Origin of the sequence: Chryseobacterium sp., assembly GCF_019236175.1 — a bacterium.
Classification (GTDB): Bacteria; Bacteroidota; Bacteroidia; order Flavobacteriales; family Weeksellaceae; genus Chryseobacterium.
On the sequence record NZ_JAFAJM010000009.1, the window covers coordinates 279,967 to 302,809 of the forward strand.

At 35.6% G+C, this 22,843-nt stretch carries 20 protein-coding genes and 1 tRNA gene; 18 read left to right on the top strand and 3 right to left on the bottom strand.

Features of this window, described 5'->3' with window-relative positions; translation table 11 throughout:
* Nucleotides 1–4,857, top strand: coding sequence for an AAA domain-containing protein (locus tag JO178_RS08825; protein WP_291934404.1), 4,857 nt, complete (start codon nucleotides 1–3; stop codon nucleotides 4,855–4,857).
* A gap of 734 nt (nucleotides 4,858–5,591) precedes the next feature.
* Here the strand turns inward: JO178_RS08825 and JO178_RS08830 are convergent.
* A tRNA-Ile gene (locus JO178_RS08830) sits at nucleotides 5,592–5,665 on the bottom strand.
* Nucleotides 5,666–5,727: 62 nt separating this feature from the next.
* On the bottom strand, nucleotides 5,728–6,126 hold the full coding sequence (gene mce, locus JO178_RS08835) for a methylmalonyl-CoA epimerase (protein ID WP_291934405.1): 399 nt from the start codon (nucleotides 6,124–6,126) through the stop codon (nucleotides 5,728–5,730).
* Nucleotides 6,127–6,219: 93 nt separating this feature from the next.
* On the opposite strand from mce, the gene rbfA reads away from it, so the two are divergent.
* From rbfA to JO178_RS08875, 8 genes are all read left to right on the top strand, one after another.
* Nucleotides 6,220–6,579, top strand: coding sequence for a 30S ribosome-binding factor RbfA (gene rbfA, locus JO178_RS08840; protein ID WP_291934406.1), 360 nt, complete (start codon nucleotides 6,220–6,222; stop codon nucleotides 6,577–6,579).
* 3 nt (nucleotides 6,580–6,582) lie between these two features.
* Entirely contained in the window at nucleotides 6,583–7,788 is a 1,206-nt protein-coding gene (locus JO178_RS08845) for an ABC transporter permease (protein WP_291934407.1), read from the top strand.
* 79 nt (nucleotides 7,789–7,867) lie between these two features.
* On the top strand, nucleotides 7,868–9,649 hold the full coding sequence (locus tag JO178_RS08850) for an endonuclease (protein ID WP_291934408.1): 1,782 nt from the start codon (nucleotides 7,868–7,870) through the stop codon (nucleotides 9,647–9,649).
* A gap of 62 nt (nucleotides 9,650–9,711) precedes the next feature.
* Entirely contained in the window at nucleotides 9,712–10,440 is a 729-nt protein-coding gene (locus JO178_RS08855; RefSeq protein WP_291934409.1) for a shikimate dehydrogenase, read from the top strand.
* An 86-nt stretch (nucleotides 10,441–10,526) separates the two neighbouring features.
* On the top strand, nucleotides 10,527–12,329 hold the full coding sequence (locus tag JO178_RS08860; protein ID WP_291934410.1) for a DUF349 domain-containing protein: 1,803 nt from the start codon (nucleotides 10,527–10,529) through the stop codon (nucleotides 12,327–12,329).
* 63 nt (nucleotides 12,330–12,392) lie between these two features.
* Nucleotides 12,393–13,424, top strand: coding sequence for a bifunctional diaminohydroxyphosphoribosylaminopyrimidine deaminase/5-amino-6-(5-phosphoribosylamino)uracil reductase RibD (ribD, locus tag JO178_RS08865; protein ID WP_291934411.1), 1,032 nt, complete (start codon nucleotides 12,393–12,395; stop codon nucleotides 13,422–13,424).
* A 117-nt stretch (nucleotides 13,425–13,541) separates the two neighbouring features.
* Entirely contained in the window at nucleotides 13,542–13,697 is a 156-nt protein-coding gene (locus JO178_RS08870; RefSeq protein WP_291934413.1) for a hypothetical protein, read from the top strand.
* Nucleotides 13,698–13,824: 127 nt separating this feature from the next.
* Complete coding sequence (locus JO178_RS08875; protein WP_291934416.1) at nucleotides 13,825–14,430, top strand: YigZ family protein; 606 nt, start codon at nucleotides 13,825–13,827, stop codon at nucleotides 14,428–14,430.
* Here JO178_RS08875 and JO178_RS08880 read toward each other — a convergent pair.
* On the bottom strand, nucleotides 14,427–15,137 hold the full coding sequence (locus JO178_RS08880) for a zinc metallopeptidase (protein WP_291934418.1): 711 nt from the start codon (nucleotides 15,135–15,137) through the stop codon (nucleotides 14,427–14,429). The two genes, JO178_RS08875 and JO178_RS08880, sit on opposite strands and share 4 nt — an antisense overlap.
* A 105-nt stretch (nucleotides 15,138–15,242) precedes the next feature.
* Between JO178_RS08880 and JO178_RS08885 the strand changes: the two genes are divergently transcribed.
* The 9 genes from JO178_RS08885 (at nucleotide 15,243) to nuoF (ending at nucleotide 22,833) form a co-directional block, all read left to right on the top strand.
* Nucleotides 15,243–16,373 (top strand): GNAT family N-acetyltransferase, encoded by a 1,131-nt coding sequence (locus JO178_RS08885; RefSeq protein WP_291934420.1) that lies wholly within the window; start codon nucleotides 15,243–15,245, stop codon nucleotides 16,371–16,373.
* A gap of 182 nt (nucleotides 16,374–16,555) precedes the next feature.
* Nucleotides 16,556–16,732, top strand: a complete 177-nt coding sequence (locus tag JO178_RS08890; protein WP_291934422.1) for a hypothetical protein — start codon at nucleotides 16,556–16,558, stop codon at nucleotides 16,730–16,732.
* Nucleotides 16,733–16,803: 71 nt separating this feature from the next.
* On the top strand, nucleotides 16,804–17,838 hold the full coding sequence (locus JO178_RS08895; protein WP_291934424.1) for a T9SS type A sorting domain-containing protein: 1,035 nt from the start codon (nucleotides 16,804–16,806) through the stop codon (nucleotides 17,836–17,838).
* Between the two features lie 115 nt (nucleotides 17,839–17,953).
* Complete coding sequence (locus JO178_RS08900) at nucleotides 17,954–18,325, top strand: NADH-quinone oxidoreductase subunit A (RefSeq protein ID WP_034693436.1); 372 nt, start codon at nucleotides 17,954–17,956, stop codon at nucleotides 18,323–18,325.
* Nucleotides 18,326–18,403: 78 nt separating this feature from the next.
* Entirely contained in the window at nucleotides 18,404–18,964 is a 561-nt protein-coding gene (locus tag JO178_RS08905) for an NADH-quinone oxidoreductase subunit B (RefSeq protein WP_002983540.1), read from the top strand.
* A 6-nt stretch (nucleotides 18,965–18,970) separates the two neighbouring features.
* Nucleotides 18,971–19,465, top strand: a complete 495-nt coding sequence (locus JO178_RS08910; RefSeq protein WP_291934426.1) for an NADH-quinone oxidoreductase subunit C — start codon at nucleotides 18,971–18,973, stop codon at nucleotides 19,463–19,465.
* Between the two features lie 75 nt (nucleotides 19,466–19,540).
* Nucleotides 19,541–20,764, top strand: coding sequence for an NADH dehydrogenase (quinone) subunit D (gene nuoD / locus JO178_RS08915; RefSeq protein ID WP_291934428.1), 1,224 nt, complete (start codon nucleotides 19,541–19,543; stop codon nucleotides 20,762–20,764).
* Nucleotides 20,765–20,855: 91 nt separating this feature from the next.
* Entirely contained in the window at nucleotides 20,856–21,365 is a 510-nt protein-coding gene (locus JO178_RS08920; protein WP_034693429.1) for an NAD(P)H-dependent oxidoreductase subunit E, read from the top strand.
* Nucleotides 21,366–21,474: 109 nt separating this feature from the next.
* Nucleotides 21,475–22,833: an NADH-quinone oxidoreductase subunit NuoF gene (gene nuoF / locus JO178_RS08925; RefSeq protein WP_291934430.1), complete on the top strand. Its 1,359-nt coding sequence runs from the start codon at nucleotides 21,475–21,477 to the stop codon at nucleotides 22,831–22,833.
* Nucleotides 22,834–22,843: the final 10 nt, after the last annotated feature.

A 22,843-nucleotide genomic window follows, 5' to 3' on the forward strand; every position in this document is an offset into this window, starting at 1 on the left:
ATGGAACTTTCAAAATCACTACTAATCGAACTGCAGAAAAGGCTGAAAGTTGGTAATCGTAAAGGGGTACATTTAAATGCTATTCCAAAAAAATCAGCATATAAGTTAGATATTTCAACCCTTTCTACAATAGATGAAAATTTACCCAATGAATTTTTAAATACATTACTCTCAAAGAATAATTTTTCATTTGAAATTTCCTGGAAAGACATTGATATAGATCTATTTAATCTTGATGAAAAAGAGCATAAAAAATTCATATCGCTAGGTAAATCCTTTGAATATCTACGTAACCAGGTTGAAGTAATTAAGTCAGAAAAAGGGATTGAAACTTTTGGTTTTGGATTCCCACTCTTAATTAGAAGAGATAGAATTGACAAAAAATTAACCGTCGCTCCTTTAATAATTTGGCAACTAGAACTTATCAGATCTAAGAAGAATGACACTTGGGTCATTAAAAAAAATGAAGATTCTCCAATATATATCAATGAAGTGCTTATTAATCATTTAAAATCCGATTCAAATATAGATCTTCAGCAAATATCTTCAGAAACATTAGAAAATGGTCTCATTTCCAAAAACGAACTATTTGATATTTGCCTGAATGTTTTAGAAATAACAAATATTGCTAGCAAAGAAAAATTAAAAATAAATCTAGAGAATGTTTTCAACGATATTTTACCGATTGGATCTGAAGAAAGGTTTAAAAACTTAGCACTAAATGATGCAAATTCTCTTATCCAATTTTCCGGATTGTTTTCTTATTTTGAAATTCATAAGCATAATATTATCAAGGATTATGATGAACTATTAAAATTAGCTGGTGAAGAAATAAGTCAAGGTATCTTAGAAAACAATGATTTTCAGTCCATCACTTCCATCCCCACCGACCCTACGCAGCAAAGCGCCTTAAATTCTCTGTGTGCTATCAAAGATTTAGTAATTCAGGGACCTCCAGGAACTGGTAAAAGTCAAACTTTGACAGGAATTCTTGTCAATGCCTTAGAAAATAGAAAAAAAACAATTGTTGTTTGCGAAAAGAATACAGCTCTTGAAATTCTACAAACTTCACTACAAAAAATTGGACTTAGTCAACATGTAATACTTATTCATGACATTTCAAGTGACCGAAAGAAAGTTGTAACATCAGTCAGAAACAGACTTGATGATTTAAGTGTTTTAAGAAGTAAATTTGTTAATTCTAAGTTTACTTATGATACTCAATTAAAAAAAATTAATGAACTTGTTTCAAAAATAAATTCAAAGCACTCATTACTAAAAGATCCACTGTTAGCTAATTGGAACTGGACAGATGTTGTCGGTCTCTATCTAAAAAATCTCGGCACAAAAAGCGATAAACCTATCTCTTTCTCCTCTCAAATAAAATTCGAATTTAACTACGATGAATTTGCCTATTTAACAAGTCTCATTACTGAAGGTGAGAGATTCTTTAAATTGAAAGATGAGATTCAATTATCTTCATTTTTACTGCCTGAGGCCTTTAAATCTACAAGTTTTTATCAGTTAGAGGATAGGATTAATGAAGCTTTTTCCACATACGAAGAGTCTATTAGTCAAATTATTGCCTCAAAAGAGGCATTATACAATGAATATTTCGAAGATCGAAAAAATTCATTGTATAATCACATCAGTAAAATTAAATCAGCTCTTGACAAAATAGATAGTTTAAATCTTAATTTGGACAATCAACTAAACCTTTTGAAACAAAAATTTTACGATTTAGAACACAAAGATTTCTCCAGGGATTTGCAAAGGTTTGCCAATGAAAAAGATTTATTAAAAAGACTTTACGATAAATATAATGGAGATTTAGATTTTAAAAATGAAGAGAAATTATTAGGTTTTTCTTACAAAATCACATCCTTATTTTCAAACGCTAAAAAGCAAAAAATAGCAGACTTTTATCTTTTCTGTAGCACTTTGGAAGAGTTAAATAGTAAAGTTCAAGGGTCCATATTTTTTCCTCGAATTGAGTATAAAGCTTCAATGCAGTCCAAATTGGATTCATTTGATAAGTTTTATTCTGAGTCTGAAAAAATAAAAAAGCAACTAAATCTAGATATTGAAGATAAATTTTCAGGACTTGATCTTAATTATTTGCTTAGTTTAGAAAATCAATCCAAATTACAAGAACATATAAATCTCCTAAAATCGAGGCCTTTTATTTCTGAAAATGAGAAGGCAATTTTAAATGATCTTTCAATATTTATTACGGATTACTTTATTGATCAAAAGCAATTATATGATAATTTACAGTCATCCATAAATGAATCTTCTGATTTTAAAGATGAATATTTATTCTCAACATCAGATGTAGAAAATTCAAGTCAAACTAACAAAATTTTTAAGAGAATTGATCAAGTAAATTTTTCGATTAACAGTACGATTGATTTCGAGTTTCTTAATGCGGATATCTTCGAAGATAAAGAAAGGTTCTCACATCTAAAAAACTTCCAATACCTAAACAATTTTCTAAAGAATCTAGATGAAAAAATTAAATCAGATCGCCTGATTAATAATCTTTCCCAATCAAAAAATATCAATGCATATATTACATCTGTTCAATCGTTGATTGAGCAAAAAAAATCTACAATAGATGCGGATCCTAACGCTTTCAGAAAAGAATATGACTGGCATAATTTCATCAATAGTCTTACTGAGAATAATTCATTTATTGTAAACGCACTGCTAGATTCTCCTAATTGGCTAACTGATTTTTATGTTAACTATTTTAATCGCTTGCTAAGAGAAAATGCGAATGACAATTTACCTATTGATCAGCATAGTATTGATGACTTATTTGAAGCGGAACATAATATTAAGACCAATCAAATAAATTTTGTAAATTATATTTGGTTCAATGAACAAAACAACAAGACAGAGACATTTGACAGAAATAATGCTGCTTTGAAAGTTAAAAATTTATTTAATTTTAAAGGTTCTGCTGGACATCGAAGATATTCGCTTAGATCTATTGTAGAGCGAGATATTGATTTATTTACTTCTTTCTTTCCTGTGATCCTAACCACTCCAGACGTTGCCAGTAATTTATTTAATCAAAATAATAAATATTTTGACATAGTTCTTTTTGACGAAGCTAGTCAGCTGAGATTAGAAGATAATTTGCCAGCAATGCTAAAAGGTAAACAGATTGTAATTGCTGGTGATGAACATCAGATGCCGCCTTCAAATTACTTCTCAAAAATCTTAGATGGCGACGTAGAGAGTGAAGACGAAATAATAGAAGATGATTCAAACATAATTAAAGATAAATCATCTTTAGATTCATTAGCTTTGTCTTGCTTATCGCTTCTGGAATTCGGTACCGAAATGAACTTTAGCTCGAAATCCTTGGATTTCCATTACAGATCAAAACACCCTGATCTAATAGAATTTTCGAATCATGCTTTCTATAAACAAAAGTTAAAGGCTTTACCACAAGTTTTGGACTACAAAGCTATTTCTTATATCAATGTAGGGGGTGTTTTTGAAAATAGGGTAAATGAACTTGAAGCAGATATGGTTTTATCTATTTTAGAAAATAATATTAAGAAAGATGCTAAAAACAAATATCCGTCAGTTGGTATTGCTACTTTTAACATCACACAGCGGGATCTCATTAAAAATAAAATTGTAGAGCGGCAGAAACAAGAGAAATATAAAGATTTCAACAATAAAATTCTCGAGTTAGAAAAAGAAGGATTATTTGTAAAAAACTTAGAAAATATTCAGGGTGATGAAAGAGATATTATTATTTTATCTACGACCTATGGAAATAATGTTGATGGTTCTTTTGCTGAAAGATTTGGTCCTTTGAATTTTGAGAAAGGATATAAATTACTGAATGTAATCGTAACCAGAGCCAAATATAAAAACTTCATTGTCACTTCAATTCCGGAAGAAAGGATACTAAATTTCAAATCGTATTTAGTTACGCAGAAAAGCAATAATAAAAAAGCAGTTCTTTATGCATACTTAGCTTATTCAAAAGCAGTAAGTGATGGTAATGATGATTTGCGTCTAGCTGTTTTAGAAGCTCTTAAAGCTAACTATATTAATGAAGCTAATATTGACAGCGACGTTACACCTCGACTTGAATCGCCCTTTGAAGAAGAGGTTTTTGAGCGATTGAGTAAAAGGATGGATAAGACATTTATTAAAACTCAATACAAAGTTGGTGGTTTTAGAATTGATATGGTAATTGATTTTCTAACGCCGGGCATTCCAAAAATTGCACTTGAATGTGATGGGGCAAAGTATCACTCAAGTGATGAAGCATATCTTTATGATTTACACCGACAACGTATATTAGAAGCGCAAGGCTTTGTTTTTCATCGTATTTGGGGAACAAATTGGTGGCGTGATCCAGAATCAGAATTGGAAAAGCTATTATCATTCATTGAAATTGTAAAAAGTCCAAAGGTGGGTAATATCTTTGATATATCATTGACCAAACAATTAATTACAACTGACGAATTAATAATACCTACCGATGATCAACAAGGATTTGATATTTTAAATCTATCAATTGATGAAGAGGACGAAGATGAACAAATCATATTGGATTTGACAGATGGCACTCCAATTGAAGCGCCAACAAAAAAAATCTCCAAAATTTTATTAGGTTCAGAAATAAAGGTGAAATTTTTGAACGATAAAACGATTCAAAAATTTAGAGTTGTTAATGAGGAAATGAAAAGCACTTACATATCTGATGATGTTCTCCCACTTTCCATTCAAAGCCCTATCGGAAAGGCAGTTCTTAATAAGTCTGAAGGAGAAACAGCGAGAATAGATGGAATTGATCGATTCATCGAAATATTACAAGTAGGATAAATTATTCTTTAAACAACATAATTTGAGTAGGAATGTATTTCATTACAGAAAAAGACCAGAATTACACTATAAAAGGTTCAAAAGATCCTTTAGGTTTTCAAGTTATCTGGCAGTCAGCAGGAAGAAAACTTATTCCAAATCTTTCAACAGTTTCTAATAATCTAATTGATTTTCAAATTTTATGTTTAGCGCATACAATCAAAAAAAGAGTTTAAAATAGCAGATGTAAATTTTGAATCCTTTTTATAAGGTTTGAACAAATTATGGCTTACACAAGTATTACAGGGATAAATCTTCAAGTTTTAATTGAGTTGATAAGGTCAGGCTTCAAATGAAGAACTTAAAATTTCTGTTAATAATCAAATCTTGTCCAATCAAAAAGCATACGGAATATGGGGTAAATATAATAGACCTTTTAGAAGAAAAACAGGATCTGAGATTAATTGAAGAAAAAGTTATCTATCAAAACGGAAATTTTACATTCAATAAATTATGGGTATGACTATCTAAAGAAGGAGATTGGAAAGTTTTAAATCTGGAAGATTAATATAATTTTCTAAAGACTAGAATTCGTTGTTCATTTTATCATATGAGCAGAAAATAGTAAATAGAAATCAGGTCTTTAAAAGTATTTGAACGGAAACTCAATTAAAAGATATTTGATGAGCAAGAGAAATGGGAGAAGTCTTAAAAAAATAAAAACCGCTTACATGACGTAAGCGGTTGATTTTCTGTGGTCCCACCTGGGCTCGAACCAGGGACCACCTGATTATGAGTCAGGTGCTCTAACCAACTGAGCTATAGGACCTCAAAACTTGGTTAAATTTTGTGTTTGCAAAAATAGTAAAAATTATTTCACTACAAAATTTTTTATTGCTTTTCTTGGCAAAGTTCTACCAGCACGCCGTTTGTAGACTTTGGATGAAGGAATACAACTAATTTGTTATCAGCACCTTCTTTCGGTTCTTCAGAGATGAACTGGAACCCTTCTTTTTTTAATCTTTTTATTTCTTCCAGGATATTTTCAACACCAAATGCCAGATGATGGATCCCTTCCCCCTTTTTTTCGATGAATTTTGAGATGGGGCTTTCAGGATTACTGGCCTCCAGCAACTCTAATTTACTTTCACCCGTTTCATAGAAAGAAGTCACCACTCCTTCCCTTTCCACGGTTTCTTTTTTATAAGACTCTTTTCCTAATAATTTGGTGAAAAGCTCATCAGAGATTCCTAAAGACTTTACAGCAATACCAATATGTTCCAGTTTCATAGATACTAATAAATATAATTAAATCGTAAATTTGATACTGTAGTTTAATTTCAAAGTATCAATTCAAACAAAAGTACTAAATTTGCAGAAATTATGGAAAGTAACAGACAAAGAAAAGTAGCACAGATCATTCAGGAAGACTTCGCAGAGCTTTTCCGCAAACAGGCTGCAGACAGTAAGCAAAGCATATTAGTCTCCGTTTCAGATGTAAAAGTAACGGCCGACCTGGGAATCGCTAAAATCTATTTAAGCATTTTCCCACAGGAATTCCGTTCTGCAGTGATGAAAGAGATTGAAGAAAACAAGCCTCAGTACAGAAACTTCATAGGCCAGAAAATGGCAAAACAGGTACGTATTATTCCACAGCTTAATTTTTACCTGGACACAGCTCTTGACGACGTTGAAAAACTCGAAAGAGAATTAAGAGGAGAAGGTGACAATCCTGTTTTATAGATCTTGAAGAATATTGCATTTTACATAGCATCCAGATACCTTTTGGCTAAAAAAGGCAGTACTGCCGTTACGTTTATTACGTGGCTGGCGGTAGGCGCTATGACGGTTGCTGTGACTGCAATGTTCGTCATTATTTCAGTATTTTCAGGACTGGAAGATCTGAATAAAGATCTTATTTCCAATCTTCATGCAGACCTGACCATAAAAAGCACTTCAGGAAAAACCATTAAAAACCTGGACAACGTCAGTAAAGCATTACACGACAATAAAGAAATCAGCAGCTTCTCCCGTATCATTGAAGAAAAAGTATACATCAGTTTCAATGGTAAAGGAGATATAGCCTATTTAAGAGGTGTCGACTCTGCCTATGTTAAAGTGAATCCCATCAATAAAGATGTATTCTACGGTACGTACCCAAGTTTCAAATATTCCAATGAAGCATTAATGGAAAACAGCCTGGATAACCGGCTTTCAATACCTGTAGGATCTTCAAATAATTATGCAACCGTCTTCATGCCTAAGCCGGGTACCGGAATCATTAATAAAGAAGAGGATATTTATAACAAAAGGGATATTCTGGTAACAGGAGTTTTCCCGGGAAAAGATCAGCTGGACAATTACATCATTTCCCCAATTGAACTGACAGAAGAATTACTAAGCTTACCTAAGAAATCCGCATATCAGATCGTCATTAAACTGAAAAATCCTGATAATGCCGATGCTGTAAAACAGGATCTGCTTTCTAAACTCGGAAAAAATATTGAGATCAAAACCAAAGAAGAAGAAAATGCCGCTTTCTGGAAAATGATCAATACTGAAAAAATGTTCATCTACCTGATTTTCGCATTGGTGATTTTCATTACTACCTTTAATCTTGCCGGAGCTATTATTATCCTGCAGCTGGATAAAAAAGAACAGGCAAAATCCCTGATTTCACTCGGCTTCCCTTTAAGCCATCTGAGAATGACTTATTTCTACACCGGCCTGCTCATCGTGATTTCGGGAGTTATATCCGGTTTACTCCTTGGAACCGCACTTTGCTACTTCCAGTTGTATACAGAATTTTTCAGAGCCAATGAAGTACTTCCTTTCCCTGTAAAAATTGTAGGAAAAAACTATACCATCGTAGCACTTACCGCTTCCATGTTCGGAATTACCATCTCCTGGTTCTTCTCAAAAATCAGCAAAGAGTATATTACTAAAAATTAATATATTGAGTTTATAAATTTAACACAAATAAAATATTTCGTTTACATTTTTACGTACCTTTACGCCCCAATTTTAAAAAATGAAACGAATTTTATCTTTTTTTCTATTAAGTGTGATATTCATCAACACTTTAGCACAGGCTCCTGCAGGGTATTACAATGCAGCCACGGGCTTAACGGGTCCAAGTCTTAAAACAGCGCTTAAAACCATTATCTCTTATGGACATTCAGACCATGGCTATAACGGTTTATGGACCGCTTATTACACGACTGACCGTGATTATTTCTATGAAAATGACGGAACGATACTGGATATTTATTCTGAAAACCCGAACGGTCCCGATCAGTACAACTTTACTCCGGGAACCAACCAATGCGGAACCTATTCAACTGAAGGACAGTGCTACAACAGAGAACACGTAATTCCTCAGAGTTTATTCAACAGTGCTTCTCCAATGGTAGCGGATATCAACTTTATCCGTCCTACTGATGGAAAAGTAAACGGAGTGAGATCTAATTACCCTTACGGAGTGGTAGGAAGTGCTTCTTTCACTTCTAAAAACGGATCAAAATTAGGAACATCCGTATCTCAGGGATATTCAGGAACCGTATTTGAACCTATCGACGCCTTTAAAGGAGATATCGCCAGAATGATTCTTTATTTTGTAACCAGATATGAAGACAAACTTCCTAACTTTACTTCCGGAGGAATGCTTGGCAATACAGCTTTTCCGGGTCTGCAATCCTGGGCACTGAATCAATATATCGCATGGCATCTTATGGATCCTGTATCAGCAGAAGAAATTGCAAGAAATAACGCTTCTTACGCTTACCAGGGAAACAGAAACCCTTTTATTGATCACCCTGAATATGTGACTCAAATCTGGGGAACTCCTGCTCTTGATACACAGGCTCCTACCGCTGCAACCAATCTGGTTGCCAACAACCCTACATCAAGCTCAATCGCATTAAGCTGGACAGCAGCTACCGATAACGTAGGGGTAGCTTCTTATCAGATTTACGCCAATGGTACATTAAGAAGTACTGTTGCGGGAACTTCAACGTCTACTGTGGTAACCGGGTTATCTCCGCTGACTTCATATACATTCTACATTATTGCTAAAGATGCAGCCGGAAACTCTTCTCCACAAAGTGCTACCGCTACAGCAACAACTCTTGACGGACCGGTTAGCGGAAGTTGCGGAGCTGAAGATTTTGAAATGATCTCCGGCGCAGCCAACACTTATCTGACAGCAAACTGGACGAATAACGGAATTTCATGGACTGCAACAGACGCAAGAGTTGACCAGACCATCAACAATAAGGCAATCACCATCAGAAACGGTAACTTAACCAGCTCAACACTTTCAGGCGGAATTCAGGACTTAACGTTAACCACTCAGCTGAAATTCACCGGAAACGCAGGCAACATCAATGTCTTCGTGAATAATGTGAATGTAGGAACGATTCCTTACAGTGACGTTGCAACCACCACCACCATTTACAATATCAACGTAAGCGGAAATGTTGTGATTAAGCTGACAAACTCTTCTACCTCAAACAGAGTGGCACTGGATGATCTTAGCTGGTCTTGCTTCAACACACTGGCTACTTCCGAAACTCAAAAGAATAAAACGGAATTTACCATCTACCCTAATCCGGTAAAAAATAATGAATTGTTTGTAAAAGGTGAAAACCTTGGTAAAATTTCAAAAGGTGAAATCTATGATCTTTCAGGAAAATTAATTCAGACCATTGCCAATCCTTTTAAGAATTCAAATAAAATCAGCCTTCAGGGATTAGTGAAAGGAACATACATCTTAAAAACAGATAATAACACTGCGAAATTTATCGTAGATTAATTATTAAAAAATATTTCAAATTAAAGGCCGGATTTATCCGGTCTTTTTTTTAATTTTGATTAATGGATTCCAATAAAAAATTAGGATTGATAGGACGCAATATTTCCTATTCTTTTTCTAAAAAATTCTTCGAAAACAAGTTCCAAAAGCTTATGCTTAAGGACTTTTCTTATGATATTTTTGACCTGAACGAAATCAATGAAGTAGAAAATCTGTTTGCTTCTCCCGGATTATTAGGATTCAATGTAACCATTCCTTACAAAGAAAAAATAATAGATTACCTGGATGAGCTGAGTGATGAGGCTGAAAAAATAGGAGCTGTAAACTGTGTACTTATCCATAATGGTAAAAAAACAGGATACAATACGGATGCTTTCGGTTTTGAAAAAACGCTTCTTCTACACAAAAAACCATCACAGGACAAAGCTCTTATTTTAGGAAGCGGAGGCGCCGCAAAAGCGGTAAAATATGTTTTGGACAAACATAACATACCTTCTAAAACCATTTCCCGAAACACGGAAACTAATTTTGAAAATCTTGATGAAGAAACAGTCAGAGAATACAAAATTATTATTCAGTGTACTCCGGTGGGCACTTTTCCCAATATTGAAGATTGCCTGAAATTTCCTTTTGAAGGAATTTCTTCAGATCACCTGGTGATAGATTTAATTTACAACCCCAATTATACCAGGTTTATCATGAATGCTTCCGAAAAAGGAGCAAAAACAGTAAACGGTTATTATATGCTTGAACAACAAGCAGAAAAAGCCTGGGAAATTTGGAATTTTTAAAAAAAATAACATAAATTAGTGCTTTAATTGGCTTTAGAGCTATATTCAAAGGATATTATTAACGCCACTCACATAAAAGATTTGCTATGATTACAGAAAACAATCTTTCTGAAAACGAAGAAAAGAAAAATCCGACCGAAGTATCTCAGGAAACATCAGGAAATAAAGATTCCCAGGATGCCACTCCTCATGAAGATGATACCGAGCATATGGAAGAACATGATGATGTTGACATCTCCCTGGCTGATGCTTTGAAGGAAATGGAAAAAATCATCAACACGCCCAATGCCGGTGAAAACTTCAAAAGATTTAATCAGCTGAAGGAAAAAGCAAGTCACTATATCCACGATGAAGTGGAAGATAAGAAGCATGAATATGCTGAAGGCGGAAATGCCCCTGAAAATTTCAGTTATGAACATCCTTCACAGGCCAGACTTTCTGCTTTAGTTAATATCTTTAGAGAAAAACATGATCATTTTCAGAAAGGACAGGAAGAAGAGCAGAAAAAAAATCTGGATTATCGCCAAAGTATTATTGAAAGATTAAAAAATCTTTATACCAATTCTGAACCCGGAACAAATCTTTTCAAATCCATTCGTGAGATTAAAGAAGACTGGTCAAAAGCCGGGCAGGTAGCAAAATCTGAATTTAAAATTCTCAACAATAATTATTTCCACCATCTGAATCAATTTTATCAAATGCTGGATCTTAATAAAGAATTTTTAGAACAGGAATACAGCCACAACTTAGAAAAAAGACAACACATTATCGCCCGTGCTCAGGAACTGGAAAACGAACCTGTGATCCAGAAAGCTTTAAATGAGCTTCAGTATCTTCACAAATTATGGAAAGAAGAAGCTGAGCCTGTAGCAGAAGAATTCCGTGAAAAAACATGGGAAGAATTCAAAGAAATCTCCAATAAAATTCATGAAAGAAAATCTGAGCTTTCTGCAGTCATTGAAAAAGAACAGACTGTCAATCTTGAAAAGAAAAATCAGATCATTACTGAAATCAAAAAGCTTTCCGAACCATCAGAAACTCCCAACCACAACTACTGGCAAAATGCTATTAAAAGAGTGGAAGATCTTCGTTCTGAATTCCTGAAAACAGGCAGTGTTCCAAGAAAACTTTCCAACCAGAACTGGAACGATTTCAAAACGACATTAAGAGGTTTCAATACCACAAAAAATAACTATTATAAGTCTTTAAAAGGATCTCAGCAAGCTAATCTTGAAGAGAAGCTAAAACTGATTCAGACTGCTAAAGACAATATGAATAACGAAGAATGGGATATTGTGGTTCCATTATTCAAAAAGCTTCAGGAAGACTGGAAAAAAATAGGACACGTTCCTAAAAGCATGACGAATAAAATCTGGGATGAGTTCCGTGATGCCTGCAATGCTTTCTTCAACAACTACAGAGAAAAAAGCAATACTTCTACCGATAACTGGAAAGAAAATTATAAAAACAAGAAGGCTCTTCTTGATGAATTAAAAATGGTTTCCAACGAAGAAGGAAGTATTGAAAAAATTGAACAGATCAAAACGGCATGGAACAATATCGGAAAAGTTCCCCGAGATAAAATTTCAATCAATACTGAATTCAACAAGACTTTAAGAGAGAAACTGAAGATCAATAAAATCAATGAACTTGAGTTGAAAGAAGAAGGTTTATCTGAAAATCAGCTTACCGACAAGGCAAGAAAAATCAAAAATCAGATTTCAGACCTTGAAGCTGAAATTGTAAAGCTGGAGAACAATCTTGCTTTCTTCAACAAACCATCAAGAGAAAATCCTCTTCTCAGAGATACATACAATACAATTGATGAAAAGAAAGCTCATCTGGAAACATTAAAACAGAATCTCCACAATATCATTACTGGAGAATAAATCTTTAAACAATACATCAGAGCGGAGCAAAGTAATTTGTCTTCGCTTTTTCTTTTTATCCTTATGAATACCGACGAACTATATATTAAAAGATGCATTGAGCTGGCCCGGAAAGCCCTGGGTAAAACATATCCCAATCCTCTGGTGGGAAGTGTTATTGTACACAACGGACAAATCATCGGCGAAGGCTATCATCACAAAGCGGGAGAAAACCATGCAGAAATCAACGCTATAAACTCTGTCAAAAATAAAGATCTTATTCCGGAATCCACTATTTACGTTTCTCTTGAGCCCTGTGCTCATTACGGGAAAACTCCGCCATGCGCTCTAAAAATAAAAGAACTGGGCTTTAAAAAAGTAGTTATCGGAGCCATGGATTCTCATGATAAGGTAAACGGAAAAGGAAAAAAAATCATTCAGGACGCAGGAATAGAAGCTATTTCAGGAGTTCTTGAAAAAGAATGCATTGAACTCAACAAAAGATTCTTCACTTATCATGAAAAGAAAAGACCTTACGTTATTTTAAAATGGGCAGAATCCGGTGACGGATTTATTGATAAAGACTTCAAACCTACTCCTGTTTCAAATACATTAGCCAATCAATTTGTTCACCAGCTCAGAGCCGATGAACATGCTATTCTGGTAGGAACACAGACCGCACTCAATGATAATCCCGCCTTAACCGTAAGAAATACCGAAGGCTCAAACCCTGTCCGAATATTGATTGATTTTGACCTGAAAGTTCCTCAGAATTTTAACATCTATAACAATGAGGCTAAAACCCTGGTTATCAATTCTCTTAAAGAAGGAATAGAAAACAATGTCAAATTCATCACCATCAACAAAGAGAATTTCCTGCAGGAATTAATGGATGCTTTATACAAGGAACAAATTCAGTCCGTTATCATTGAAGGCGGCAGATATACCCTTCAACAATTTATTGATGCAGGTCTTTGGGACGAAGCTTTTGTCATCAGAAATGAAAATCTGAAATTAGAAAACGGAACAAAAGCTCCCCTTTTCAGCCATGAAATCTACACTTCCACGATAGTAAGAGATAATATAATTCAGATTTTTAAACAAAAAATTCAATAAAATTGTAATTTTAATGATTTTTTTTTAACTCAAATAAAATAATATTAGTAACTTAACCAAAAATAAAACGCAATCCGAAAAGTTTTTAGAGTAGGAAAAACAAAAAAACTAATTATTATGAGAAAATTAAAAACACTTAAAAGAGAAGATCTGAAAAAAATTACTGGTGCCGTTAAAGCACCATGGGTAGATGATGGCTGTGGATGGCCATTATGCATGAATCAGTTTGGAAGATGTTCAGCCTTTGCATGCGGAGGAGTAGAACAGATTTAAATAACACATAAAAAATAATAAAAGGGCCTATAGGGCTCTTTTTTTATTTTATCCGTTCAACCAGCCCTTTCATTAAATTTAAAAATTCTAAAATCCGTATTTTTGCAGTCACAAAGCCAGACTTCAGATGACCTTCGAATACAAAACCATAGAAAGCCCCATAGAAAATACCTTATTAAAAGAAAAAGGCAGTAAGTTTATCGGATTTGCTTATCCCGTAAATAATGAAAGTGAACTTAAAAATGCACTGGAAAAGATCAGGGAAGAACACCCAAAGGCTACCCATCATTGCTATGCTTTCAGAATGGGCTTACACGGAGAAAACTATCGGGCTAATGACGACGGAGAACCTTCCGGAAGTGCAGGGTTACCCATCTACAATCAGTTACTGGCTCATGAAATCACCAATGTACTTGTAATAGTTGTACGGTATTACGGGGGAACCAAACTTGGCGTTTCAGGTTTGGTAAAAACCTATAAGGAATCCGCAAAGGTCACTTTGGAAGAAGCTCATATTATTACCCGGGAACTGGAAACAGAAATTGAAATTCAGTTCAATTTTAACCAGCAAAATACAATCTTTACACTTCTTTCCAAATTTGATGCTAAAGTGCTGAATTTTGATGCTCATGAAAACTGTATCCTTACCGCATCATTAAAACTCATACAAAAAGAAAACATCTCGGAAAAATTATCCGAGATGCAATATGTAACATTTGAATTTAAAGATTAATCTCTTCTTCCGCCGAGAAGCAAAGATCCCCAGTAAAGAAGCTGTGCTAAAGACCCCAAAGCAGCCACAACATATGTTCTTGCTGCCCATTTCAAACTATCCTGTACTCCGACAAATTCTTCGGCAGTTACCGTCCCTGTATCTTTAAGCCATTTCATTGCCCTGTTGCTTGCATCATATTCTACAGGCAGGGTTACAAAGGCAAATAAAGTAGTCACAGCAAACATAGCTACTCCAATAGCGAGCACCGTTGTATTTCCGTTAGGATTTTCAATGGTTCGTGATGCCGCCATCACTGCGATTCCCGCTATAAGAACAAACTGCATCAGATTGGAGCTAATATTCACAACCGGAACCAGTTTAGAACGTAAATTCAACATGGAATATCCTACGGCATGCTGTACGGCATGTCCACATTCATGAGCTGCTACTGCAGCAGCCGCTGCATTTCTCTGCATATAAACTCCTTCAGAAAGGTTTACTGTTTTATCTGCCGGATTATAGTGGTCCGTCAACTGCCCGGGAACTGATATGACCTGAACATCATTAATCCCGCTATCTCTCAACATTTTTTCCGCTACTTCTTTCCCCGAAAGACCATTTCGAAGATGTACATTGGAATAATATTCAAATTTAGATTTCAATCTCGACGAAACCCACCAGCTCACCAGCATTGAAATACCAATAATGATATAATAACCCGCCATTTTATATAGATTTTGTGTTTAATTTTTATCCATAATCATATAAAAACTGTGCCAAAGTATACGATATTATTATTTATATTTGTTCTCAAATTACCCTCAAAAAACATGTCTACAGTTTCAATTATTGAAGTAAAAACAGCTGATCAACTCAAGCAATTCGTAAGATTTCCAATGGATATGTACAAAAACAATCCGTACTATGTCCCTTCCTTTATCAATGACGAAATCAACATTTGGAATGCTGATGAAAATCCTGCGCTTCAATATTCGGAAGCCAAGCAGTATTTAGCCTACAAAAATAATAGGATTGCAGGCAGAATTGCTGTTATTATTAACCATAAAGAGGAAAAAGAGCTGGACATCAAAAAAGTACGTTTCGGATGGATAGATTTTATTGATGATGAAGAAGTTTCCCGTGCATTAATTCAGACAGCTATTGATTATGCCAACGAAAAAAACATCACCAAAATTGAAGGTCCGATGGGATTTACCAATCTTGACAAGGCAGGAATGCTGATCAAAGGTTTCGACCAGCTGGCCACCATGATTGGTATTTATAATCACGAGTATTATCCTCGTCATCTTGAAAAACTAGGTCTGGCCAAGGAAAAAGAATGGGTGGAATTTGAAATCATGTTTCCGGAATCATTGCCTGAAAAAATTCATAAATTCAACGCTTTAATCTCTGAAAAATACAAGCTCAGGGTTTTAAAATTTAAAACAAAAGAAGAGATCATCCAGTATGTAGACCCCATGTTTGATTTATTGGATGAAACCTATAAACACCTTTCTACCTATACTCCTATTTCTGATGAACAGCGTAAAACCTACAAAGAAAAATATTTCAAACTGATTGATAAAGATTTCATCGTATGTATTACTGATGAAAACAATCAGCTGATTTCTTTCGCTATCACAATGCCTTCTTATTCGAAAGCATTACAAAAATCAGGAGGAAAGCTTCTTCCGTTCGGATGGTGGCACTTTTTAAGAGCCGGAAAGAAAAACGACAGAGCTAATTTTTACCTGATCGGTATTCATCCGGACTACCAGAGAAGAGGAGTCACTTCTATTATTTTTAAAGAGATCTTCGACACTTTCAAGAAGAAAGGAGTAAAGTTTCTGGAAACCAATCCGGAACTGGAAGAAAATAAAAGTATTCAGCTTTTATGGCAGGATTACAATCCTGTCAATCATAAGAGAAGAAGAACTTATTCAATGGAAGTAAACGAGTAATTTTTTATTTCTGCAGTATACAATGTATAGCGTACATCCTGCACATGATAAGTGAGAAATATATTACACAATGATTCGTGACTAAAAGCCGATATCTGATGAAAAGCATGTCAATCCTCCCGATCTAACTTAAAAAATTCCGTTTTCACATCCGAAACCCATAAATACCTTATCTTTACTCCATGAAGCCACACCTTATCGTTTTCGCTATTTTAATTGCAGCATTTATTGCCTACAACTTCTTTTTTCAGTCGCCGGATGACAAAATGAACACGATCATTAACATTGTTTTTGCCAGTATTCTTTTTGGGTACATCTCATTTATGGCCTACGCTCTTCTTAAAAAGATGAAAAAGTAATACAAAAAACTTACTATTTATCGTGGTTATTTAAAATAAAAGTTTAATTTTAAACCGCTAATAACCACACAATGAACAAAATATTACTTTTTTTTGTTGGAGTACTCCTTATTTCTCCCCTGTCATATGCTCAGGAATTTTATGTAAGCGCGGTCGGTAATATTCCCCCCAATAGAATATTCAGATACAATATTTCAAATTCCTCTGAAATTACTGAAAATTTCTGCCCGCCAACGGTTATTGCGGGAGAATACTATACTGACATCGCTATTGACAGTCAGAATAACATGTATTACGTCACCGCTACAGGACTGCTATATAAAAAAAACGCCAGTGAAGTGAGTTGTGAATTTCTGGGTGATTTTACCACCGCTGCCGGTGACACAATCAACTCGCTTGTAGCAGACTCCGGAAATTATATTTACGCTATAGGCTCCACCTCCACTTTATACAAATACGATATAAGTAACGGTACTTTTATGACAATGGGTGATTTACCAGCCGGTGAAGCTCCCGCAGGAGATCTTTTCTTTTATGACCACAAACTTTTCTTAACAACCATTAGCGGAATCCTGGAAATCAACATGGTAAATCCATCCGTCAGCTGTCCGTTTATGAAATTGAATGTATCTAATCCGTATGCTGCTTTTTCTATTGATTACGGAACTTATTCCAAAGCATACATTTTAAGCAGCTTTTTCCTAAGTACAACCCTATACGAGGTGGATATGATCAACAAGCAGCTGGGAAACCCAATAAGAACCTACAGCCAGCTGATTTACGGTGCTGCAACTCTTTACAACCAGACTTCCGTAAATGCTCAATGCAATCTGAATTTAGGAGTTCGGGAAACACCACCCTCCGATCTCTATTTCAACGTTACCAATCCGGCAAAAAACAGGCTGATTATACAAACCAATATTGACCGTAATGAAATCTTTTCTATACAATTGTTTGACACTTCAGGCAGACTCATAAAAGACTTTCCGAATCAGGAAAGGGTTAGCGGCCTGGATATATCAGACATATCCAACGGCTTATATTTATTGATAGTCAATACAAAAAAAGGTGAAAAGTATACAAAAAAACTAATTATCGGAAGCTAATTTTTATTGATTCTAAATTACCGGTTTTACCCATTTTAAATCCACTTTTAAGCTGATAAATTTCATGCTTTCTTGTTTATTCGCTAAATTTGCAAATTGAGATAATAATGCAAAAATGAATTTACCTGAAAGTTATATTCCAATCCTTATCCAGGCTGGTGTAGCAGTAGGATTTGTAGCGGTTTCTTTGCTGGGTGCACATTTCTTGGGGCCACAGCAAAAAAAAGGAAACTCTGTAAAAAACCAAAGCTGGGAATGTGGAGTTCCTGTAGAGGGAAATGCAAGAACACCGTTTTCTATCAAGTACTTCTTGACTGCGGTATTGTTCGTACTATTCGATATTGAAATCGTATTTTTTTATCCATACGCGGTAAACTTCAGAGAATTCGGCATGGAAGGTTTCCTTGCTGTACTTACATTCGTTGCGATCTTCTTCGTAGCGTTTTTCTATGTTTGGAAACGTGGCGCGTTAGATTGGGATAAATAAAAGTAATTATGAATTTTGAATGGTGGATTTTGAACTAATAATCCAACATTGATAATTCAAAATCTAAAATCAAAGAAAATGTCAGATAAAAAACCAGTAATAAGAACAGATGCACCTGCTCCCGAAGGATATGAAGGAGAAGGTTTTTTCGCAACAAAACTGAGCAGTGTAATCGGGATGGCAAGAAAGTTTTCACTTTGGCCGTTACCATTTGCTACTTCTTGTTGCGGTATTGAGTTTATGGCTACCCTGAACCCTACTTATGATGCTTCAAGATTTGGAATGGAAAGAAACTCTTTCTCTCCAAGACAGGCAGATATGCTGATGGTTTGCGGAACGATATCAAAGAAACTAGGACCGGTCCTTAAGGAAGTGTATACTCAGATGGCTGAGCCAAAATGGGTAGTTGCAGTGGGAGCCTGTGCTTCAAGTGGTGGTATTTTTGATACCTATTCCGTCCTTCAGGGAATTGATAAAATTATTCCGGTAGACGTTTATGTTCCCGGATGTCCCCCAAGACCTGAACAGATTATAGAAGGAGTAATGCAGGTACAAGCTCTTGCAGAAAGCGAAAGCATCAGAAGAAGAGATATGCCTGAATATCAGAAATTACTAGATTCTTACAACATAAGCAACTAAACGGAAATGACAAACGAATTTGTATTAGAAGCCATCACAAGAGAATTTCCGGAATCTGTTATTTCAAGTTCAGAGCCGTATGAAATGTTGACTATTGAAGTAAAAAAAGAAGATATCAAGAAAATCATTCACTATCTTAAAGATTCATCATTGGAATTCAATTTCCTTACCGATATCTGCGGAATTCATTATCCTGAATTTCCGGACAAGGAAATAGGGGTTGTATACCACTTACATAATATGATGGCTAATTTCAGATTACGTCTGAAAATATTTATGTCCAGAGAAAATATAGAAGTGGATTCTCTTACGGATTTATATGCCGGAGCCAACTGGATGGAAAGAGAAACGTATGATTTCTACGGGATAAAATTTAAAGGACACCCGGATCTGAGACCTATTCTGAATATGGAAGATCTAGGATACCACCCGATGTTGAAGGAATATCGCCTTGAAGACGGTACAAGAACCGACAAGAACGATAGTATGTTCGGAAGATAAAAAATAATGCAATAAGCAATAAGCAATAAGCAGTAAGCTTAAAGCCTAGAGCCTATAGCCCAAAGCATTTAAATTATGAAAGATAACTCATTATCTAATATACTAAACCAGTACGAAAGCAAGGAACAGATTGACGGACAGTTATATACCCTCAATTTAGGACCTACTCACCCTGCTACTCACGGAATTTTCCAGAATATCTTAACGATGGACGGAGAGAGAATTCTTCATGCAGAGCAAACGGTAGGATATATCCACAGAGCATTTGAAAAAATTTCTGAAAGAAGAAATTACTCTCAGATCACTACCCTTACTGACCGTATGAATTACTGTTCTGCACCGATCAACAATCTGGGTTGGCACATGACAGTAGAAAAACTGATCGGCGTTAAAGTTCCAAAGCGTGTAGACTATATGCGTGTCATCCTAATGGAATTAGCCAGAATCGGTGACCACCTGATCTGTAACGGGGTAACCGGAATGGACTCGGGAGCGATTACAGGTCTTACCTATATGTTCATCGAAAGAGAACGTATCTATGATATGTATGAGCAGATCTGTGGAGCAAGGATGACCACCAATATGGGAAGAATCGGAGGATTTGAAAGAGATTTCACTCCTAAATTCCATGAGTTATTAAAAGACTTCTTAAAGACTTTCCCGCCAAGATTCAAAGAATTCTGTACACTACTGGAAAGAAACAGGATTTTCATGGACAGAACCATCGGTACAGGAGCTATTTCTGCAGAAAGAGCATTAAGCTACGGTTTCACAGGACCAAACTTACGTGCAGCTGGTGTAGATTACGATGTAAGAGTTGCACAACCTTATTCTTCATACGAGGATTTCGACTTCATTATTCCTGTAGGAACTTCAGGAGATACTTACGACCGCTTCATGGTTCGTCAACAGGAAATCTGGGAATCAATCAAAATTATCAAACAAGCATACGAAAACCTTCCTGAAGGGCCATTCCATGCGGATGTTCCTGATTTTTATCTTCCTGAGAAGGCAGATGTTTATCAGAAAATGGAAGCATTGATCTACCATTTCAAAATTGTAATGGGAGAAACCGAGGTTCCTAAAGGAGAAGTATATCACGCTGTAGAAGGTGGAAACGGAGAATTAGGTTTCTATCTTGTGAGTGACGGAGGAAGAAGCCCTTACAGACTTCACTTCAGAAGACCATGTTTCATCTACTATCAGGCTTATCCTGAAATGATTACAGGCTCTGTAATTTCAGATGCCATTGTAACGATGTGTAGTATGAATATTATTGCGGGAGAATTAGACGCATAACTGGAATTATAAATTTTGAATTATAAATTATAAATTGATTTTAGACCGTTATTCATTTAGAATTTAAAATCTAAAATCTAAAATTTCAAAAATGAGCGAAACAATAGCTTTTAAACCGGAAAGTTTAGCACAGGTACACAAAATTATCGCAAGATATCCTGAAGGAAGACAGAAATCTGCTCTTCTTCCTGTACTTCACTTGGCACAGAAAGAATTCGGAGGATGGTTAGATGTTCCTGTGATGGATTATGTTGCCGGACTATTAAGTATCCAACCAATTGAAGTATATGAAGTGGCTACTTTCTATACCATGTTCAACATGAAGCCGGTAGGTAAATATGTTTTGGAAGTTTGCAGAACAGGACCTTGTATGGTTTGTGGAAGCGAAAAAATCCTTGACCATATCAGAACGAAACTGAACATTAAGGATGGAGAAACTACTGAAGACGGTATGTTTACTCTAAAGCCCGCTGAATGTCTTGGAGCATGCGGATACGCACCAATGCTACAGCTTGGAAAGTTCTTTCACGAAAATTTAACGATAGAAAAAGTAGATGAAATCCTTGATCTTTGCAGACAGGGACAGGTTGCTTTGGACTAATAAAGATTTTGAATCCTGATTTTGAATTTTGGATTTAAACCTGGTTAATTTTTTAAATAATTATAAAAAGCTAGAAGCCAAAAGCCTATAGCGAAAAGCATAATAAACAATGAGTAAAAAACTTTTACTTAAAGACGCACATATAGAAGGTATTCGCTACTTTGAAACCTACCGTAAGCAGGGAGGTTATACAGCAGCTGAGAAAGCCTTAAAGATGACTCCTGACGAAATTCTTGAAGAAGTAAAAGTTTCAGGATTAAGAGGACGTGGAGGAGCCGGATTCCCGACAGGGATGAAATGGAGCTTTCTGGCAAAACCGGAAGGGGTTCCAAGACACCTTGTCGTAAATGCAGATGAATCTGAACCAGGAACATTTAAGGACAGATATCTGATGGAATTCCTACCTCACCTGTTGATTGAAGGAATGCTCATTTCATCTTACTGTTTAGGTTCAAATACTTCTTATATCTACATCCGTGGAGAATATTCATGGATTCCGGATATTCTGGAAGAAGCTATTGAAGAAGCCAAAGCAGCAGGATTTTTAGGTAAAAATATTTTAGGAACCGGTTTCGATCTTGAAATCTATGTACAGAGAGGAGGTGGAGCTTATATCTGCGGTGAAGAAACGGCATTGCTTGAATCCCTTGAAGGAAAAAGAGGTAACCCAAGATTAAAACCACCATTCCCGGCTGTAAAAGGTCTTTGGGAAAGACCAACAGTGGTAAACAATGTTGAGTCTATTGCGGCAATTGTTCCGATCATTGATATTACAGGTGCTGAGTATGCTAAAATCGGTGTAGGAAGATCTACAGGTACAAAATTGATTTCGGCTTGCGGAAACATCAACAAACCGGGAGTATACGAAATCGATATGACCATCACAGTAGAAGAATTCATCTATTCTGATGAATATTGTGGCGGTATTAAAGATGGTAAAAAACTAAAGGCTTGTATTCCTGGAGGAAGCTCTGTTCCGATTGTTCCGGCTAATTTATTGTTGAGAACCGTAAACGGAGAGCCGAGATATATGAATTATGAATCATTGGCAGATGGTGGTTTTGCTACCGGAACGATGATGGGTTCAGGAGGTTTCATCGTTTTAGATGAAGATCAGTGTATTGTAGATCACACCATGACTTTGGCGAGATTCTACAATCACGAAAGCTGTGGACAATGTACCCCTTGCCGTGAAGGTACAGGATGGATGTACAAGATTTTGAAAAAAATAGAGAAAGGAGAAGGAAAAATGGAAGATATCGATCTTCTTTGGGATATCCAGAGAAAAATCGAAGGAAACACGATTTGTCCGTTGGGTGATGCCGCAGCATGGCCGGTTGCAGCAGCAATCCGTCACTTCAGAGACGAATTTGAATGGCACATAAAAAACCCTGAGTTGTCTCAGACCCAGAACTATGGATTGGCACATTATGCTGATCCTATTCCGGCTGTTGAAAAAAATGCATAGATGAAAAAGT

Coding starts and splice junctions, on each gene's coding strand:
- JO178_RS08825 (WP_291934404.1), top strand. CDS start 1: ATGGAACTTTCAAAATCACTACTAATCGAACTGCAGAAAAGGCTGAAA.
- mce (WP_291934405.1), bottom strand. CDS start 6,126: ATGAAACTGGAACATATTGGTATTGCTGTAAAGTCTTTAGGAATCTCT.
- rbfA (WP_291934406.1), top strand. CDS start 6,220: ATGGAAAGTAACAGACAAAGAAAAGTAGCACAGATCATTCAGGAAGAC.
- JO178_RS08850 (WP_291934408.1), top strand. CDS start 7,868: ATGAAACGAATTTTATCTTTTTTTCTATTAAGTGTGATATTCATCAAC.
- JO178_RS08855 (WP_291934409.1), top strand. CDS start 9,712: ATGGATTCCAATAAAAAATTAGGATTGATAGGACGCAATATTTCCTAT.
- JO178_RS08860 (WP_291934410.1), top strand. CDS start 10,527: ATGATTACAGAAAACAATCTTTCTGAAAACGAAGAAAAGAAAAATCCG.
- ribD (WP_291934411.1), top strand. CDS start 12,393: ATGAATACCGACGAACTATATATTAAAAGATGCATTGAGCTGGCCCGG.
- JO178_RS08870 (WP_291934413.1), top strand. CDS start 13,542: ATGAGAAAATTAAAAACACTTAAAAGAGAAGATCTGAAAAAAATTACT.
- JO178_RS08875 (WP_291934416.1), top strand. CDS start 13,825: ATGACCTTCGAATACAAAACCATAGAAAGCCCCATAGAAAATACCTTA.
- JO178_RS08880 (WP_291934418.1), bottom strand. CDS start 15,137: ATGGCGGGTTATTATATCATTATTGGTATTTCAATGCTGGTGAGCTGG.
- JO178_RS08885 (WP_291934420.1), top strand. CDS start 15,243: ATGTCTACAGTTTCAATTATTGAAGTAAAAACAGCTGATCAACTCAAG.
- JO178_RS08890 (WP_291934422.1), top strand. CDS start 16,556: ATGAAGCCACACCTTATCGTTTTCGCTATTTTAATTGCAGCATTTATT.
- JO178_RS08895 (WP_291934424.1), top strand. CDS start 16,804: ATGAACAAAATATTACTTTTTTTTGTTGGAGTACTCCTTATTTCTCCC.
- JO178_RS08900 (WP_034693436.1), top strand. CDS start 17,954: ATGAATTTACCTGAAAGTTATATTCCAATCCTTATCCAGGCTGGTGTA.
- JO178_RS08905 (WP_002983540.1), top strand. CDS start 18,404: ATGTCAGATAAAAAACCAGTAATAAGAACAGATGCACCTGCTCCCGAA.
- JO178_RS08910 (WP_291934426.1), top strand. CDS start 18,971: ATGACAAACGAATTTGTATTAGAAGCCATCACAAGAGAATTTCCGGAA.
- nuoD (WP_291934428.1), top strand. CDS start 19,541: ATGAAAGATAACTCATTATCTAATATACTAAACCAGTACGAAAGCAAG.
- JO178_RS08920 (WP_034693429.1), top strand. CDS start 20,856: ATGAGCGAAACAATAGCTTTTAAACCGGAAAGTTTAGCACAGGTACAC.
- nuoF (WP_291934430.1), top strand. CDS start 21,475: ATGAGTAAAAAACTTTTACTTAAAGACGCACATATAGAAGGTATTCGC.